15 protein-coding genes are annotated in these 16161 nt (G+C 57.7%); 11 read left to right on the top strand and 4 right to left on the bottom strand.

The genetic code is table 11. From position 1 onward, the window contains the following. Positions 1–9: 9 nt before the first annotated feature. The 9 genes from AC0J6G_RS10865 (at position 10) to AC0J6G_RS10825 (ending at position 8779) form a co-directional block, all read left to right on the top strand. Positions 10–1194, top strand: a complete 1185-nt coding sequence (locus AC0J6G_RS10865; RefSeq protein ID WP_475247630.1) for a flagellin — start codon at positions 10–12, stop codon at positions 1192–1194. A 69-nt stretch (positions 1195–1263) separates the two neighbouring features. After that, positions 1264–1650: a flagellar protein FlaG gene (locus tag AC0J6G_RS10860; RefSeq protein ID WP_475247629.1), complete on the top strand. Its 387-nt coding sequence runs from the start codon at positions 1264–1266 to the stop codon at positions 1648–1650. A 16-nt stretch (positions 1651–1666) separates the two neighbouring features. Next, entirely contained in the window at positions 1667–3094 is a 1428-nt protein-coding gene (gene fliD, locus AC0J6G_RS10855) for a flagellar filament capping protein FliD (RefSeq protein WP_475247627.1), read from the top strand. Positions 3095–3100: 6 nt separating this feature from the next. Then, the gene (fliS, locus tag AC0J6G_RS10850) at positions 3101–3487 is read left to right on the top strand and encodes a flagellar export chaperone FliS (protein WP_475247625.1); all 387 of its coding nucleotides are present in this window, start codon (positions 3101–3103) and stop codon (positions 3485–3487) included. A 72-nt stretch (positions 3488–3559) separates the two neighbouring features. Continuing rightward, complete coding sequence (fliS, locus tag AC0J6G_RS10845) at positions 3560–3940, top strand: flagellar export chaperone FliS (RefSeq protein ID WP_475247623.1); 381 nt, start codon at positions 3560–3562, stop codon at positions 3938–3940. 28 nt (positions 3941–3968) lie between these two features. Beyond that, positions 3969–4265, top strand: a complete 297-nt coding sequence (gene fliT, locus AC0J6G_RS10840) for a flagellar protein FliT (RefSeq protein ID WP_475247621.1) — start codon at positions 3969–3971, stop codon at positions 4263–4265. A 233-nt stretch (positions 4266–4498) separates the two neighbouring features. Further along, a complete protein-coding gene (locus AC0J6G_RS10835; RefSeq protein ID WP_475247619.1) occupies positions 4499–5971 on the top strand; it encodes a sigma-54 dependent transcriptional regulator in 1473 nt (490 codons plus the stop codon). 183 nt (positions 5972–6154) lie between these two features. Further along, on the top strand, positions 6155–7366 hold the full coding sequence (locus AC0J6G_RS10830; protein WP_475247617.1) for a sensor histidine kinase: 1212 nt from the start codon (positions 6155–6157) through the stop codon (positions 7364–7366). Between the two features lie 6 nt (positions 7367–7372). Then, positions 7373–8779, top strand: a complete 1407-nt coding sequence (locus tag AC0J6G_RS10825) for a sigma-54-dependent transcriptional regulator (RefSeq protein WP_475247615.1) — start codon at positions 7373–7375, stop codon at positions 8777–8779. 156 nt (positions 8780–8935) lie between these two features. On the opposite strand, the gene lapD is transcribed toward AC0J6G_RS10825, so the two are convergent. From lapD to AC0J6G_RS10805, 4 genes are all read right to left on the bottom strand, one after another. Beyond that, positions 8936–10882, bottom strand: a complete 1947-nt coding sequence (gene lapD / locus AC0J6G_RS10820; RefSeq protein ID WP_475247613.1) for a cyclic di-GMP receptor LapD — start codon at positions 10880–10882, stop codon at positions 8936–8938. 9 nt (positions 10883–10891) lie between these two features. Beyond that, on the bottom strand, positions 10892–11584 hold the full coding sequence (lapG, locus tag AC0J6G_RS10815; RefSeq protein WP_475247611.1) for a cysteine protease LapG: 693 nt from the start codon (positions 11582–11584) through the stop codon (positions 10892–10894). Between the two features lie 96 nt (positions 11585–11680). Next, the gene (locus AC0J6G_RS10810) at positions 11681–12079 is read right to left on the bottom strand and encodes a YbaN family protein (RefSeq protein ID WP_475247609.1); all 399 of its coding nucleotides are present in this window, start codon (positions 12077–12079) and stop codon (positions 11681–11683) included. Positions 12080–12088: 9 nt separating this feature from the next. Then, positions 12089–12676 carry a UPF0149 family protein gene (locus AC0J6G_RS10805; protein ID WP_475247607.1) on the bottom strand — a complete coding sequence of 196 codons (588 nt, stop codon included), beginning with the start codon at positions 12674–12676 and terminating at the stop codon, positions 12089–12091. 166 nt (positions 12677–12842) lie between these two features. Here AC0J6G_RS10805 and recQ point away from each other — a divergent pair, with 166 nt between their 5' ends. Further along, positions 12843–14969: a DNA helicase RecQ gene (recQ, locus tag AC0J6G_RS10800; protein WP_475247605.1), complete on the top strand. Its 2127-nt coding sequence runs from the start codon at positions 12843–12845 to the stop codon at positions 14967–14969. 133 nt (positions 14970–15102) lie between these two features. Continuing rightward, positions 15103–16119: a DUF2804 domain-containing protein gene (locus AC0J6G_RS10795; protein ID WP_475247603.1), complete on the top strand. Its 1017-nt coding sequence runs from the start codon at positions 15103–15105 to the stop codon at positions 16117–16119. Positions 16120–16161 lie beyond the last annotated feature (42 nt).

Here is a 16161-nt window from a genome sequence, read left to right as displayed (position 1 = left end):
ACAAACATCATGGCTTTGACAGTCAACACCAACATTGCGTCTCTTAACACTCAGCGTAATCTGACCAACTCGTCCAAAGCGCTAGATGTTTCCCTGCAGCGCCTGTCCACAGGTTCGCGGATAAACAGCGCCAAGGACGATGCCGCCGGCTTGCAAATTGCAAACCGTCTGACCAGCCAGATCAATGGTCTGAACGTCGCAGTGAAGAACTCCAATGATGGCATCTCTATGGCGCAGACCGCGGAAGGTGCTCTGCAGCAGTCCACTAATATCCTGCAACGGATGCGCGATCTGTCATTGCAATCAGCCAATGGTTCCAACAGCACCGAGGAGCGTAAAGCCCTTAATTCTGAAGTGAGCGAACTGAAAAAAGAGCTGAACCGTATTTCCAATACCACTAGCTTTGGTGGTAAAAAACTGTTGGATGGCAGTTTCGAAACTACTACCTTTCAGGTAGGTAGTGCTGCCAACGAGACCATAAGCGTTAAGATTGAGGAAATGAGCACTAAGGGCTTGCAGGGGGAAGTGTTCTCCGGCTCCATGGCATCTGCAACAGCATCTGCAACAGCATCAGGCACATTAACAGTATCAGGCAGCATCAAAAATGCTGATGGCGTAACCTCTACTTACTCGATCACCACCGATGTCAAAGGCGATGAGAGTGCTAAAGAGTTGACTGAAAAACTGGCAACGGCTATCAATGATGCAAATATTGGTGTTGGTGCCTTTATTGCCTCAGGCGGTAATATCGAACTGTTTAGTGCTCTGGGATCTGGTGCCAGCGGCAGTGCTGGGCAGTTGGTTTCCCTAAATGTAACCGGGACTGCTGCCGGAGGGTTGCCTGCCAGCGGTGCCTTGAGCGCTGTGGCGTCGGGTGACTCCACTGTCGCTAAAGTTGATATCAGCGACGTGCCTGGTTCGCAAAAAGCTGTGATTGTTATCGATCAGGCGATCCAGGCCATCGACGCACAGCGTGCCGACCTGGGTGCGGTTCAGAACCGCTTCGAAAACACCATTTCTAACCTGCAAAATATCGGTGAGAACGTATCGGCTGCCCGAGGTCGTATCCAGGATACTGACTTCGCCGCAGAAACGGCTAACCTTACTAAGAACCAGATCCTGCAACAGGCGGGTACTGCGATTCTGGCACAGGCCAACCAGTTGCCGCAGGCAGTGCTTAGCCTGCTGGGCTAAGTTAGGGGCAGCGCTAATGGGGGGATGGGGTGGCCCATCCTCCCATTACCTCATTGTGAGGAATAAAGTATGGACATTGTTTCGATACGCGATTCGTCAAGAGCAGGCTTTTCCTCTGCAGACACGGCCAGGGCCAAACCGGCCGAAGTCGCTCCGGCGGATAAAGAGTCCTCTAGCGTGCTTGCAGCAGCCAAGCAGGCCAGCGAGGGCAAGGTTGCAGAGAAACCTGCGACCCGTGCCGAACTGGAAAAGGCTATGAACAATATCCAGGAGTTTGTGCAGTCCGTGCGCCGCGACATTAACTTTTCGCTGGATGATGGTAACGGTCGTGTGGTGGTCAAGGTGACCGACGCAAACTCCGGCGACGTCATTCGTCAGATTCCCTCCGAGGAAGCACTCAAGCTCGCCGAGAACCTGTCCGAAGTTCGCAGTCTGCTGTTCCAGGCGGAAGCGTAAACTGCTGGCATGAAACTTGTTTACCACTTTGGTAACAGGAATAGGGTGTCAACCCTTTGGCGAGGCTAAGAATATGGCAGGTATTACAGGTATTGGTTCCGGCATCGACATCGATGCCATCGTCAAAGCCAGTGTTGCAGCTGAGCGGGCACCCAAGGATGCTCAGTTAAGTCGTCTGGAAAAAACCACCACCACCAGACTGACCGCGCTGGGAACTTTGCGCGGTGCCTTGAGTGAGTTTCAGACCGCACTCAAGACACTCCAGGCCCCAAGCCTGTTCGATGAGCGCAAGGCGACATCGTCCGATACTGCCCGGCTTAGCGCGACTGCATCGAACACCGCCCTGGCCGGCACCTACTCCGTCGAAGTCATGCAGTTGGCAAGCGCCAGCAAGATTGCCTCGGGCTCTGTACCCGGCGATTCTACTTCCACCTTTGCCAGTGGCGGCAAGCTAACTATTTCCCTAGGCAGTGAGGATTTCGATGTAGATGTCGCGGAAGGCGCAAGCCTTAAGGATGTGCGCGATGCGATCAATACCAAGCTCAAGGAGCAGGGTATCAGTGCCAATATTGTCACTGACCCCGCGGGCAATACCTCGCGTCTGGTGCTTTCCTCGGACAAAAGCGGCGCTGGCAACGATCTGGCTCTGGGTGCCACCGGTGCCGATCTGCAGGCGTTAGTGACGGGCATGCCCGCGGCGCTTAGCGAGGCGAAAAACGCACAATTCAAGATCGACGGCCTGACGCTGGAAAGTGCAAGCAACTCGGTGACCGAGGTTATCGAGGGCGTCTCTTTCAATCTGCTCAAAGCCGAGGAGGAGAAAAGCTTTACCCTGACAGTCGGTGAAAACACCACGGCCGTAAAAGATAGCCTCAAGAAATTCGTCGACGCTTACAACAAGTTGATTTCGACTACATCCAGCTTGACCAGTGTGGTCAAGGTCGGTGAGAGCAGTGAGTTGCTCACCGGCGGGTTGGTAGGTGATGCGACCATTCGTAACCTGCTTAGCGGGGTACGTACGGAGCTGACATCCAGTACTTCCGGCGGCCAGATAGGCTCGTTAGCTGAGCTGGGCATCACCACACAGAAAGACGGTAAGCTGACAATCGACGACAGCAAGCTCAATACCGCCCTGACGGAAAACTACGACGCTGTCGGGGCCTTAATTACCGGTGAAAATGGTCTGATGAGCCGTCTCAATGCTCGTGCCGATGGTTATAACAAGACCGGCGGCGTTCTGGAGCAGCGTATCAGCGGCTTGCAAAGAACCAGTGAAGGCATCAAGGAGCAGAAACTGGATCTGGAGGCACGTGTAGCCTCCATTCAGGCCCGTCTGTACTCCCAATACAATGCAATGGACAGCCTCGTGGGTCAGCTGAGTCGCACCAGTGACTGGTTGGCTGGTGCGTTGTCCAGCCTGCCCGGCGTAACTAGTAAGGATTAATAATTTATGGCCAAACCAATCGATACCTACAAGAAAGTCAAAACCAGCCAAGAGGTTTCTCAATACAGCGCGGTATCCCTGTTGCTGGATGGCGCAATCGAGCGCGTATTACTTGCGCGTAAGGCGCAAATTGAAGGGAATGTTGAAGTTCGCGGCTTGGCCGTTGGTGGCACCCTCACCATTCTGGGCGTTCTGCAGGCGAGCCTGGATAAGCAACTCGGTGGTGAAATCGCTGAGAATCTGGATGCGCTGTACGACTATATGACGCGTCGCCTGGCCGGTGTTGCCATTGAACCGGAGGCGAAAAACCTAGCTGAGGTCGAGTCGCTGCTACTGCAAATCAGGGATGCCTGGCTCGCCATTGGCCAGGAAGTAGAGCCTTCCGTCGGTTAAAGTCGCTAAAGTTCTCGCACGGTTCGCCGATACAAGAAGTATCCGCACTATAAAGAAAAGCGAGAGTTAACGATGAATGCGATGGCCGCCCTCAAGCAATACCAAGCTGTTAATACCCATGTTCAGGCCGTGGATGCCAGCCCCCATCGTCTGATCCAGATGCTGATGGAAGGCGGTCTTACTCGCATCGCTGAGGCTCGTGGTGCCATGGAGCGTCAGCAGACGGCTATGAAGGGCGAGTTGATCGGCAAGGCCATCGGCATTATCGGTGGCCTGCGTGCGGGGCTGAATCTCGATGAGGGTGGCGAGTTGGCTGCCAACCTGAATAGTTTGTATGAATACATGGTCAATCGCTTGCTCGAAGCCAATGTGCGGAATGATATGGTGCCGCTGGACGAAGTGGCGAGCCTGTTGCGTAATGTGAAATCCGGCTGGGATGTCATTGGCCAATAATGATGTTTCAGGTCTGAGGAGTAGGTTCATGAGTTCATCCGTCCAGCGACTGCAAGAGACCGGCCGTGCCCTGCGTACGGCACTCGCTACACAGGACTGGGCCGCCATCGGTGAACTGGATTTGCAGTGCCGTCAGGCTGTTGACGAAGCGATGGTTGAGTCCGCCAGTGACGAAGCTACCCTGCGAGCCCGCATGCAGGAGTTGCTTGACCTGTACCGTGAGTTGGTCAGCGTGTGCCAAGCTGAACAACAGCGCTTGGCGCATGAGCTGGTTCACTTGAATCAGTCGCAGCAAGGCGCCAAGGTTTACCAGTTGTTTGGCTAGCCCTTCCCCCGAGCGCGCAAAAGCGCGCTTTCGTATAACCTCCTGCTTTATTCAATTTGATGCGTATGTTCCTTGATCTGGCTTCCTGCGCCGATTCAAGAAACCTGTTACACCACGCCATAAAATTGACATTGAACAAGAAATTGACTTAACTACTGGCCAGTTGCCGGCGCTGGGGCGAGTTGTATGTGGGCGGCGGGCGCGTTTTTCACTCCAGGATCAGAAAATTAATTATGTGGCGTGAAACCAAAATTCTCCTGATTGACGATAACAGTGAACGCCGCCGTGACTTGGCGGTGATCCTGAACTTTCTCGGTGAAGAGCATCTGGCCTGTGACAGCCTAAGCTGGCGCGACACAGTTGCGCAGTTGGAATCCAGCCGTGAGGTGCTCAGCGTGCTGTTGGGTAACGTTACGGCTAAAGGCGGCGTGCTGGGCATGCTTAAGCAATTGGCGGAGTGGGATGAATTCTTGCCGACCTTGCTCATTGACGAGCCTGTAGCCGCCGATTGGCCGGAAGAGCAGCGCCGCAGTGTGCTGGCCAGCCTGGAAATGCCCCTTAGCTACAACAAGTTGCTCGACTCGCTGCATCGCGCCCAGGTGTACCGCGAGATGTATGACCAAGCCCGTGAGCGTGGTCGTCAGCGCGAGACCAATCTATTCCGTAGCCTGGTTGGTACCAGCCGGGCCATTCAGCATGTGCGGCAGATGATGCAGCAGGTGGCTGACACTGAGGCCAGCGTGCTTATTCTGGGGGAGTCGGGCACGGGTAAGGAGGTGGTCGCGCGCAACCTGCACTACCACTCAAAGCGCCGTGAAGGTCCTTTTGTGCCAGTCAACTGTGGGGCAATCCCTGCTGAGTTGCTGGAGAGCGAGTTGTTTGGTCACGAGAAGGGCGCGTTTACCGGCGCAATTACCACCCGTGCAGGCCGTTTCGAGCTGGCCAGTGGCGGCACGCTGTTTCTTGATGAAATCGGCGATATGCCGTTACCCATGCAGGTGAAGCTGCTGCGCGTATTGCAGGAACGTACCTTTGAGCGGGTGGGCAGTAACAAAACCCAGAATGCCGATGTACGGATTATTGCCGCTACCCACAAGAACCTCGAGCAAATGATTGAGGGCGGCAGTTTCCGCGAAGACCTTTACTATCGCCTCAACGTATTCCCGATTGAGATGGCGCCGCTGCGTGAGCGCATTGAAGACATTCCGTTGCTGATGAATGAGCTCATCTCACGAATGGAGTTTGAGAAGCGCGGTTCTATCCGCTTTAACTCGGCCGCCATAATGTCGCTGTGTCAGCACGACTGGGCAGGTAACGTGCGTGAGTTGGCTAACCTGGTTGAGCGTATGGCGATCATGCATCCCTATGGTGTGGTCGGGGTTGGTGAGTTGCCGAAGAAGTTTCGCCATGTTGATGATGACGACGAGAACATGCTCGCCAGCTTGCGCGATGACATCGATGAGCGCGCCACGCTCATCGCAGGCTTGCCGGGTGTGGACTCGACGGCAATGCTGCCGCCGGAAGGCTTGGACCTTAAAGACTACTTGAGCAACCTCGAGCAGGGTCTGATTCAACAGGCCTTGGATGATGCCAATGGCGTGGTGGCGCGCGCTGCAGAGCGCTTGCGTATTCGCCGAACCACCCTCGTTGAGAAGATGCGTAAGTACGGCATGAGTCGACGTGATGATGAGGGTCAGGACGACTGAGGCCTTTCGCCTGCACTCGTCAGTGACTTGGCGTTTGCTCACCCAATAAAGCCGAAGGTTTGACACAATCTTCGGCTTTATTATTTATGCCATTGATTTTAAAGACTATTTTTTACGGCACGGGTATTGCTAACTCTCTTGCAACTGACTGTCTTATGACGGCTCGCCGCGCGAGAGAAAAGCATGAACCTGAACGCCCAACGCCCTGAATCGTCCGAAGCGCCTACCGTACCAGCGGAGCAAACCAATCGCGCCGGGCTCGAGCAGACGTTTGCTTTGTTTAACCAGATGTCGACCCAGCTCAGTGCTTCTTACAGCATGTTGGAGGCACGGGTTTCCGAGCTTAAAGGCCAACTGGCGTTGGTTAGTGCTCAACGCATGCAGGAGTTGGCCGAGAAAGAGCGTCTGGCCAATCGCCTGCAGAGTCTGCTGGATCTACTGCCAGGCGGTGTGATTGTGATCGATGGCCAGGGCGTGGTGCGCGAGGCCAATCCGGTGGCGCGCAATCTGCTGGATCGACCGTTGGTGGGTATGTTGTGGCGCGAAGTCATCGCCCGTAACTTTGCCCCGCGAGAAGACGACGGCCACGAAATTTCCCTCAAAGACGGTAGGCGGCTGTCGATTGCCACGCGCTCATTGCACGCTGAGCCGGGCCAGTTGGTATTGCTAACCGACCTGACAGAAACCCGACGTTTGCAGGATCAACTGTCTCGGCACGAGCGCTTGTCTGCCCTAGGGCGCATGGTGGCCTCGCTGGCGCATCAGATCCGTACGCCGCTTTCTGCTGCATTGCTCTATGCCAGTCACCTCACTGAACACGTGCTGCCAGTTGAGCAGCAGCAACGCTTTGCCGGGCGTCTCAAGGAGCGCTTGCACGAACTTGAGCATCAGGTGCGTGACATGCTGATCTTCGCCCGTGGCGAGCTACCGTTGCCGGATCGTCTTAGCCCGTCAGCGTTATTTGACGCCCTGCGCTCCGCTGCGGAGCCGCACGTGTTGGGCATGCAGGTGCGTTGGCAGTGCGACAGCCGTATAGGCGAGTTGCTATGTAATCGCGACACCTTGGTCGGCACGCTGCTCAACCTGATCGAAAACTCGATTCAGGCCGGCGGGCGCGAGGCACATTTGAAAATTCATCTGTACTCGCGTGGCGAAACCCTGCGGTTGTGCATCAGCGACAACGGCCCAGGCATCGACAGCGCGACGTTAGCGCGGCTGGGCGAACCCTTCTTTACCACCAAGACCACCGGTACCGGGCTTGGCCTGGCTGTGGTCAAGGCCGTGGCGCGTGCTCATCAAGGTGATGTGCAGTTGCGTTCGCGGCCGGGGCGCGGCACCTGCGCGATTATTACCTTGCCGCTACTGGGTGCTGGGCACCCTTTGATTCAGGAGTAAGCACCCATGGCGAGCAAAATTCTGTTGGTTGAGGACGACCGCGCCCTGCGCGAGGCACTGGCCGACACGTTAACGCTAGGTGGGCATGATTACCGCGCGGTTGATTGCGCCGAAAAAGCGCTGCTGGCTATTGCCGAGGAATCCTTTGGCTTGGTGGTTAGCGATGTGAACATGCCCGGCATGGATGGCCACCAGTTGCTGGCGCAGATTCGCCAGCGCCAGCCGCAACTGCCGGTGCTGTTGATGACGGCGTTCGGCGCGGTGGAGCGGGCCGTGGACGCCATGCGCCAAGGAGCTGTGGATTACCTGGTTAAACCTTTTGAACCCAAAGCTCTGCTGAGCGTGGTTGATCAGCATGCCTTGGGCCGCGTTAGCCCTGCTGAGCTCGATGGGCCGGTGGCCGTAGAGCCTGCCAGTGTGCAATTGTTGGCGCTGGCCACGCGGGTGGCGCAGAGTGATTCGACAGTGCTTATCACGGGCGAATCTGGAACCGGTAAAGAGGTGTTGGCGCGTTTTCTTCATCAGCAATCACCACGTGCCAGCCGGCCGTTTATCGCGATTAACTGCGCGGCGATACCCGACAATATGCTCGAAGCCACGCTATTTGGTCATGAAAAGGGCGCGTTCACCGGGGCGATTGCCAGTGCGCCGGGTAAGTTCGAGCTGGCCGAGGGCGGCACCATCCTGCTCGATGAAATCTCCGAAATGCCTCTGGGCTTGCAGGCCAAGTTATTGCGCGTGCTACAGGAGCGTGAGGTGGAGCGAGTGGGGGCGCGTAAGCCGATAACCCTGGATATTCGCGTACTGGCGACCAGTAACCGCGATTTAGCTGCAGAGGTCGCGGCGGGGCGCTTTCGTGAAGACTTGTTTTATCGTTTGTCGGTATTCCCACTGGCCTGGCGACCGCTGCGTGAGCGTCCGGCGGACATCGTACCGCTGGCCGAGCGTTTACTCGCCAAGTACGTGAAAAAAATGAATCACGCACCGATTCGTCTTTCCCCTCAAGCGCAGGCAAGTCTGACTGGCTACAGCTGGCCGGGTAACGTGCGTGAACTGGACAACGCCATTCAGCGTGCGCTGATCCTGCAGCAGGGCGGTTTGATCCAACCGCAGGACCTGTGTCTATCTGCGCCGATTGGCGCAGAACCGATGCCTGTTATGGCGCCGCAGTTACCAGTGGTCGCCAATGGTGCCGGGATGCCGCAGGGCGGGGCGATGGCAGACGCTGGTGCGTTGGGCGATGACCTGCGCCGGCATGAGTTTCAGATGATCATCGACACCCTGCGTGCCGAGCGTGGTCGGCGTAAAGAGGCGGCTGAACGCTTAGGCATCAGCCCGCGTACCCTGCGTTACAAGCTGGCGCAGATGCGTGACGCGGGCATGGATGTGGAAGGCTATCTGTTTGCCAGTTGAGGCTGGCTGCGCCTGGCGTGTCGCCTATCCCGCTCAAGGATCGCGCGGTGCTGAGCATCTAGAGCGGCAGGGTGGATGGCGTTTTTTCATCCACCGTAAAGTCGCTGTCGGTGGATGGGTAAAGCATCATCCCTCCGACGCCTGATCGAGCCTGGATTACTTCCAGGGCTCTGGTGCACCCAAAAACCGCCCCATAGCGCCGTAAAGTCCAAGCTCTTTGAGCACGGCCAACTCGCCTTCGGTTTCCACCATCTCCGCAATCAGTGGCAAGTCGATGCTGTTGGTGGCGCGAAAGAGCGCCTCGATAAACATGCGTTTGTCGCTTTCTTGGTCGATGCTGCGGATGTAGATGCCGTCGAGCTTTAGGTAGGCCAAGCCCAAGTGGGTGAGGTTACCGATCAGGCTGAAGCGCCCACCGAAGTGTTGCAGGCCCAGACTGAAGCCGGTTTCACGGATGGCCTGGCTCAGCGCTTCCAGTTCGCCCGCGGGCGGCAAGTGGCGCTCATCCACTTCAAGGGTCAGCAGGCTTGCTTGTTGTGGATGCTGTTTGAGCACATCCAGCATGCGTTTGAGGGCTGCGCGGTCATGCAGGGTGGCGGCAGACAGGCTCAGGGCCAGTGGTGCGGCATGCTGGCTGAGGTGCGCCAGGCTATGCTCAAGCATGGCCAAGTCAAAGCGGGCGGTCCAGCCGAGGCGCTCAATCCAGGGCAGAAAACGCCCAGCGGCAATCGCGTTACCTTGTGGGTCAAGCAGGCGCGCCAGCACCTTGTGATGCAGGAGCTGGCTGTGATCCGCACATTGCATGACCGGTTGAAAATACAGCTGCAGCTTGCGCATGTTGAGCGCGTCGTCAATCCACACTCGCCAGTCATGTAAACCCTGGTTTGGTTGGGCTTGGTAGTCGTCGAGGCGCACCCAGAAGTGGCTTGGGTCATTCTGCGCTTGCGCCAGCGCCTGATCGGCGCGGCCGATCACTTGGTTGGGCTCTTCGCCCGGGCGGAAGGCGGCAATGCCCATATGGGCGACGGGCGTGCAATCGCTGGCGCCCGTCTGGCGCAGGTTTTCCAGGCCGCTGTGCAGTTCGCTGGCGAGCATGTCAGCTTCTTCACTGGCAATGCCGGGCGCAAGCAGGCTGAACTCGCCACCCCGGCTGCGTGAGGCCAGCCATTCGGAGTGGTTGTTCTGCTTGAGCAGACGTTTGAGCAACTCGCCGACCGCGACAATCAGGGCATCGGTGTGCTGGCCGCCGAGGCGTTGGTTAAGTCCGCCCAAGTCATTGATCCGTAGCAGGATCAAATAGCCTTCAGCATTTTGCTCATGAACGACCAGCTGGTTGGCCAGGCGGATGTCGAATAAACGGCGATTAGCCAGGCCCGTGATGCTGTCTTGATAGGCTTCTTCACGCAGTTTTTCGCTGCGCGCGGCTTCTTCGGCGAACAAGGTTTTCAGCTTTTCCACCATCTGGTTCATGGCGCGCACCACACGTTTGAGTTCCGGAGTGCGTGGCACGGTGGGCAGGGTGATGAATTCGCGGCGGGTAATGGCCTGAGCTTGTTGCACCATGTTATCCAGCGGGCGCAGCTGAGTGCGCAGCAGCCAGCCACCCAGCACGGCACTGACCAGGCCACAAAGCAGCAGCCATACCAAGCTGCCGATGGCGCTGTCCCACAGTTTGGCCAGGGCAAACTGTGGGTTGCTCATGACTTCAACCCGTGCTGCCTGCTCCCAGCCGCGCATGATCAGCGCATCGCCGCCTTGTGGCTGCAGGTCAACCAGTTCACTGAACCAAGCGGGCACACTTTCGACGCTGGTAGCGTCGCTACTGCGTTCGACAATCACCGCATTGTCGGTAATGCGCACGACGCGGATGCTGTTGAAATAACCGCTGTCGAAGATCGAGCTGACCATCAACTCGATCATCGCGGGATCGTCCACGTGGGGCGTCATCGACAGCCCCAGTGCGGTTGCGGCGTCTTGGGCGTGCGAGCGCAGCTGGCTGAGCTGCTGCTCGCGTGAGCTTTCCACACTGGCGATAAAACTGCCCGTAAAGGCCACCACCAGAAACAGGCAGATGGCGAGAAATAGCTGCTTGAGTAGAGACATAGGTTCCTCCTAGCCTTCGCCGACGGCGAAGCCCTCCGTGCGCATTTTTTTCAATAGGTCTTGCCAGCGCGAGAGTTTTTTCGAGTCGCTCTTCTTGCTGTTCGAGCCTGGGAGATAGAGCCCTTCGGCGTTAAAGGCATAAACCGGTAATAGGTCCCTGCGCTGCGAGGCGGGCTTTATTTGGTTGATCAGATTGTCCAATACCAGTGGCTCGGCACCGGGGCTGGCGTAGTAGGTCAGCACCATATGCGCTTGGTTGTAGTTGAGCGCTTTGACGTAGGTGATGCGCAGCTTGTCGCTGGGGATGCCGAGGCGGCGTAGGGTGAAGTACTTGGCGATTGAGTAATCCTCACAATCGCCCGCGCCCTTGACCAGCATCTCGATGGGGGTGGCCCAATAGTCGTTCTGCTTCCAGATGGTGATGTCATCGGTAAAGCGAATCTTTCGATTGAAGAAACGATTGATCTCGTTGAGCTTGTTCAGTTCGCTGCTGGTGCTGCTGGCTTTGATTTGCGCCTCCCAGGCTTCGATGCGCGACTTGGCAGGGCCCAGGCTGCCGTAACGGCTTTCGGCCTGTTGCAGGATCAGCCCAAAGTCCCAGTTGGCCAACGCGCTGGCCACGCCAATCAGCAGGATGCAGCTCGCCAGCAACGCGCGGTTGAAGGTTTTGGGCCATCCATAGGTGAGCTGACGGGCTTGCATGGACCGCGCCTCGGCCGGGAGGTTGGGGAAGTCTAGGTGGCGCACGTGCTACTTGCCGCACTGAATATACCGAATGTCGGCTGGCTTGCGCGCTTGCTAGGGTTTAACCAGGGTTTTCTGTTTGAGAATGTACAGACTGACCAGTACGGCACTGGTCAGCATAAATGCCCTGGCCCAGAACAACGGCACCACGTAGCACGACACGCCAATGCTTAGCCACATCAAGCTGATCGCATAGACCTTGCCCTTCAGTGGAATACCCTGGCCTTCAAGGTAGTCAACAATCCACGGGCCGAGCTGGCGGTGGTTGACCAGCCACAGGTAGAAGCGTTTTGAGCTGCGCATAAAGCACGCCGCTGCCAGTAGCAAAAAAGGCGTGGTGGGCAGTACCGGGAGGAAAATACCCATCACCCCCAGCGCCACGCTCAACCAGCCGATGGCCAGTAGTGCGTAGCGAATGGCAGGGTTGCGCTGTAGCTGGATGTCGCGCGCCATGGCGCGTGCTTAGTGCTGGCGAGGCTTTAGCAGCGCGGGCTTTTCTTCCGGCGCATTGCACAGCAAGAACAGCGCGGTGAGGATTTCCGGGATCTGATCAATCATGCTGTCGACCAAATCGCGGTCGTGAGCAATGTCGGCGAACTCGGGCTGCTCATCGAACAAGCCGGAGCCGACCATGATCGGTAGCAACAATTCGCTGACTTCATCTTCGGCGTCGTCGAACCAAACGGCTTCACGCAGGAACACCCCTTCCATAAAGCCAATGCACCAGCCGCGCAGATCGGAGTCGTCCGGCTCGTCGCCCAGGTCGAGTTCACAAGGGACTTCTGGTTCGTCATCACTGGCCAATTGGCGGGCGATGTGGCTTTGCAGTTGGATCAAGGTGGCTTCGATCTCTTCGCGCTCGGCGTCGCTGCGGTAATGCGGCGGCTCGGAGAACAGCGCGTCAATCCACTCGCGCTCGGGCACTTTCTCAGGGCAAATCGACAGGGCGGTCAGGTAGCCGTGGGCGGCGATGTAGTCCAGGGCCTCATCATGCAGCTCATCGGCATCGAGGAAGGCTTGCAGGCGGGAGAGTTGCTCGGCGAAGGACATCGGGGGCTACCTTGAAAGAGTAAACGAGGCTGGATTCTAGTCTAGAGCGGCCATAGCGGCCATAGCCGCAGGCCGCGGGCGGTGAAAATCAGATCAAACTCCGCCATGGCTGCGCGTGCGCATCCGGCACTTGCGTATAATGCTCGGCTTGTTTTGGAGACCTGTCATGCTCGAGCGCGCACAACGCATCCTTAAAGACGTATTCGGCTACGACAGCTTCCGTGGCCGTCAGGGTGCGATTATCGAGCGCGTGGCCAGTGGCGGCGATGCCTTGGTGCTGATGCCTACCGGCGGCGGCAAATCATTGTGCTTTCAAGTGCCGGGTCTGCTTCGTGATGGCTTGGCGGTGGTGGTATCGCCGCTGATCGCCCTGATGGATGACCAGGTCGCCACACTGGATGAGTTGGGCGTGGCCGCTGTGGCGCTGAACTCCACCTTGAGCAGCGATGAGCAGCGTGAAATTGCCGAGCGGATCAAGCGCGGCGAAATCAAAATGCTTTACCTCGCCCCCGAGCGGCTGGTGCAGCCGCGCATGCTGAGCTTTTTACAGAACCTCGACATCGCCCTGTTCGCCATTGACGAGGCGCATTGCGTGTCGCAGTGGGGGCATGATTTCCGCCCGGAATACCTGCAGCTGGGCCAGCTTGCCGAGCTGTTCCCTAACGTGCCGCGCATTGCCCTGACCGCCACGGCGGACATGCGCACCCGTGAGGAAATCGTCCAGCGTTTGCATCTGCAGGATGCTGAGCGGTTTCTATCAAGCTTCGACCGACCGAATATCTTCTACCGCATCGTGCCCAAAGAGCAGCCGCGCAAGCAGTTGTTGAACTTCCTCGCCGCGCGTAAGGGCGATGCTGGCATCGTTTATTGTCTGTCGCGTAAAAAGGTTGAGGAAGTTGCTGCCTTTCTTTCCGAGCAGGGCTTTCCGGCGTTGCCGTACCACGCTGGTTTGGCCAATGAGTTGCGCGCCCATCATCAGAAGCGCTTTCTTAATGAAGAAGGCCTGATCATGGTGGCGACCATCGCTTTCGGCATGGGCATCGACAAACCCAACGTGCGGTTTGTCGCCCACCTCGATTTGCCGAAATCCTTGGAAGCCTATTACCAGGAAACCGGTCGCGCCGGCCGTGACGGTTTGCCGGCGGATGCCTGGATGGCCTATGGCCTGCAGGATGTGATCTTCCTCAAGCAGATGCTCAACAACTCCGAAGGCGATGAGCGGCATAAACGCGTTGAGCAGCACAAGCTCGATGCCATGTTGGCGCTGTGTGAAGAAACTCGCTGCCGGCGACAGGCGTTGTTGGCTTATTTCGATGAAGAGATGCCACAACCGTGCGGACACTGCGACAACTGCATGGACGGGGTGCAAACCTGGGATGCCACCGAGCCGGCGCGTCAGGCGTTATCAGCCATTTATCGCACAGGGCAGCGCTATGGCGTGGGGCATTTGATTGATGTGTTGCTTGGCCGGGATAACGACAAAATTCGTACTGTCGGCCATCAGCACCTGGCGGTATATGGTATCGGTAAAGCGCTGGCCGAAGGCGAGTGGCGTTCGCTGTTCCGCCAGCTGGTCGCGCGCGGGTTGGCTGATGTGGACCTCGAAGGCTTCGGCGGCCTGCGTCTGGCTGACAGTTGCCGGCCGTTGCTCAAGGGCGAAGTCGGCCTGCAGCTGCGCCGCGACCTGAAACCACAACAGAGCGCCAAGGCCTCCAGCAGCGCCGCCAGCCAACTGGTGCGGGGCGAAGAGCGTGGTCAATGGGAAGCCCTGCGCACCTTGCGCCGCAAGCTGGCAGAAGAGCATGGCGTGCCGCCGTATGTGATTTTTCCGGATGCCACGTTGCTGGAAATGCTGCGCAGCAAACCCAGCACCTTGGCCGAAATGGCGCAGGTCAGTGGGGTCGGCGCACGCAAGCTGGATCGCTACGGCGACGCTTTTCTTGCCGTACTCGGCACCGACGATGACGCGCCGCGCGCAGTGGTTGACCTGCGCCATGAGTTGGTCAGCCTGGCCCGCGCCGGCATGACTCCAGTGCAGATCGCCAACCAGCTCAGCTGCAGTGAGAAAAATGTTTACGGCCTGCTGGCCGAAGCGATTAGTCGCCAGCAGCTGTCGTTGGAGCAGGCGCTGGATGTGCCCGAAGCCTTACTCAGCGAGATTCAAGACGCCTTTCTCGACGGCGAGGGTGAGTTGCCGCCCGTCGCGGCCATCAGCGCGCAGTTTGCCGGCCGCGTTGAACTGGGCATTTTGCACTGCGTGCGAGCGGCGCTGCAGGCGGAGTTTGAGGCCTAAGCGGCGTAGCCCCATAAGGCGTCGCACTCTGCTCAGTGGCCGATTTTGCCGCTGTGCGTGGCGCGCGGTGTGAATGCCTGAGCGCAGGTCCCGGTGTTAGCATCCTCAAGTATGTTCTTGAGTACATTGCCCCATGGACCGACTGATTCAGGCCAATGGCCAGCCCCACTACGGCATCTTTCCCGCCGCGCCAGGACTGGTGAATTACCGCGATTTTGACTTTCGCTCGCCCATGGGGCGCAAGCTGGGCACCCTGGCCAAATGGCGGCGCTTTCACCAATTCCAATATTTCGGCCTGATCAGTGATGAGCTGATCGGTGGCTGTGCGTTGGCTAATCTCAGTCTCTTGGGTGTGGGCTTTGTTTATCTGTTTCACCCCGCCAGCGGGCGGATGATTGAGCGCCAGTTCAAGTTGCCGCTGAGGTTCGGAACGCACTTCTCTCAGCAACCGAATGACGGCGTGTGCGAGTTGCGCAGTGGACGCAACCGATTGCGCCTAGAGAACTGCGCCATGTCGCAAGAAAAGCGCCTGCTGGTGGAGCTGGATGATGGCACGCGCATCGATGCACAGTTTTCCGAGGCCGTACCCGCGTTTCAGCCGATGTGTCTGAATACGCCCACGGCGGTCAATGGCTGGGTCTACGCACAAAAGGTTGCTGGGCTGCGCTGTACAGGGCAGGTGCGCAGCGCGCTGGGGGATTTTGACCTGACGCAGATTGCTGCATTCGCCCACCACGATTGGTCTGCCGGTTATATGCGCCCGGAGACGCACTGGAACTGGGCCTGTTTATCGGGCCAGGCAGACGGGCTGCGGGTAGGGTTAAACCTGTCCTGCGGGGTCAATGAAACCAGCTTCAGCGAGAATTGCTTCTGGCTCGATGGTGAGTTGTTCAAGGTGGATACGGTGCGTTTTGCCTTTGATCGCGATCAGCCGCTGCAGCCTTGGCTGATCAGCTCCCATGATGGTCAGGTGGAGCTGCGCTTCGAGGGCCGTGGCCTGCACAAGGAGCGGCTCAATCTGGGCGTACTGGCGAGTAACTTCAAACAGATATTCGGCCAGTTCACCGGGGTGTTGCGGCCGCTCGGCAGGCCTGAATTGCGCATCCATAACCTGTGGGGCTTTGTAGAAGATCAGTATGTAAAGTGGTGACGAGCAGGCTTGCCTCGTTAAAAGGGTTATGGTTAGCTGACT

Source organism: Pseudomonas sp. TS_SC_3 (genome assembly GCF_056156225.1).
Note: the sequence above shows the minus strand (reverse complement) of the source record. Positions and strands in the feature narration are given on the sequence as shown.

Excerpts from the sequence above, each read along its gene's own strand:
- AC0J6G_RS10865 (WP_475247630.1), top strand. The coding sequence starts at position 10 with ATGGCTTTGACAGTCAACACCAACATTGCGTCTCTTAACACTCAGCGT.
- AC0J6G_RS10860 (WP_475247629.1), top strand. The coding sequence starts at position 1,264 with ATGGACATTGTTTCGATACGCGATTCGTCAAGAGCAGGCTTTTCCTCT.
- fliS (WP_475247625.1), top strand. The coding sequence starts at position 3,101 with ATGGCCAAACCAATCGATACCTACAAGAAAGTCAAAACCAGCCAAGAG.
- fliS (WP_475247623.1), top strand. The coding sequence starts at position 3,560 with ATGAATGCGATGGCCGCCCTCAAGCAATACCAAGCTGTTAATACCCAT.
- fliT (WP_475247621.1), top strand. The coding sequence starts at position 3,969 with ATGAGTTCATCCGTCCAGCGACTGCAAGAGACCGGCCGTGCCCTGCGT.
- AC0J6G_RS10835 (WP_475247619.1), top strand. The coding sequence starts at position 4,499 with ATGTGGCGTGAAACCAAAATTCTCCTGATTGACGATAACAGTGAACGC.
- AC0J6G_RS10830 (WP_475247617.1), top strand. The coding sequence starts at position 6,155 with ATGAACCTGAACGCCCAACGCCCTGAATCGTCCGAAGCGCCTACCGTA.
- AC0J6G_RS10825 (WP_475247615.1), top strand. The coding sequence starts at position 7,373 with ATGGCGAGCAAAATTCTGTTGGTTGAGGACGACCGCGCCCTGCGCGAG.
- lapD (WP_475247613.1), bottom strand. The coding sequence starts at position 10,882 with ATGTCTCTACTCAAGCAGCTATTTCTCGCCATCTGCCTGTTTCTGGTG.
- lapG (WP_475247611.1), bottom strand. The coding sequence starts at position 11,584 with ATGCAAGCCCGTCAGCTCACCTATGGATGGCCCAAAACCTTCAACCGC.
- AC0J6G_RS10810 (WP_475247609.1), bottom strand. The coding sequence starts at position 12,079 with ATGGCGCGCGACATCCAGCTACAGCGCAACCCTGCCATTCGCTACGCA.
- AC0J6G_RS10805 (WP_475247607.1), bottom strand. The coding sequence starts at position 12,676 with ATGTCCTTCGCCGAGCAACTCTCCCGCCTGCAAGCCTTCCTCGATGCC.
- recQ (WP_475247605.1), top strand. The coding sequence starts at position 12,843 with ATGCTCGAGCGCGCACAACGCATCCTTAAAGACGTATTCGGCTACGAC.
- AC0J6G_RS10795 (WP_475247603.1), top strand. The coding sequence starts at position 15,103 with ATGGACCGACTGATTCAGGCCAATGGCCAGCCCCACTACGGCATCTTT.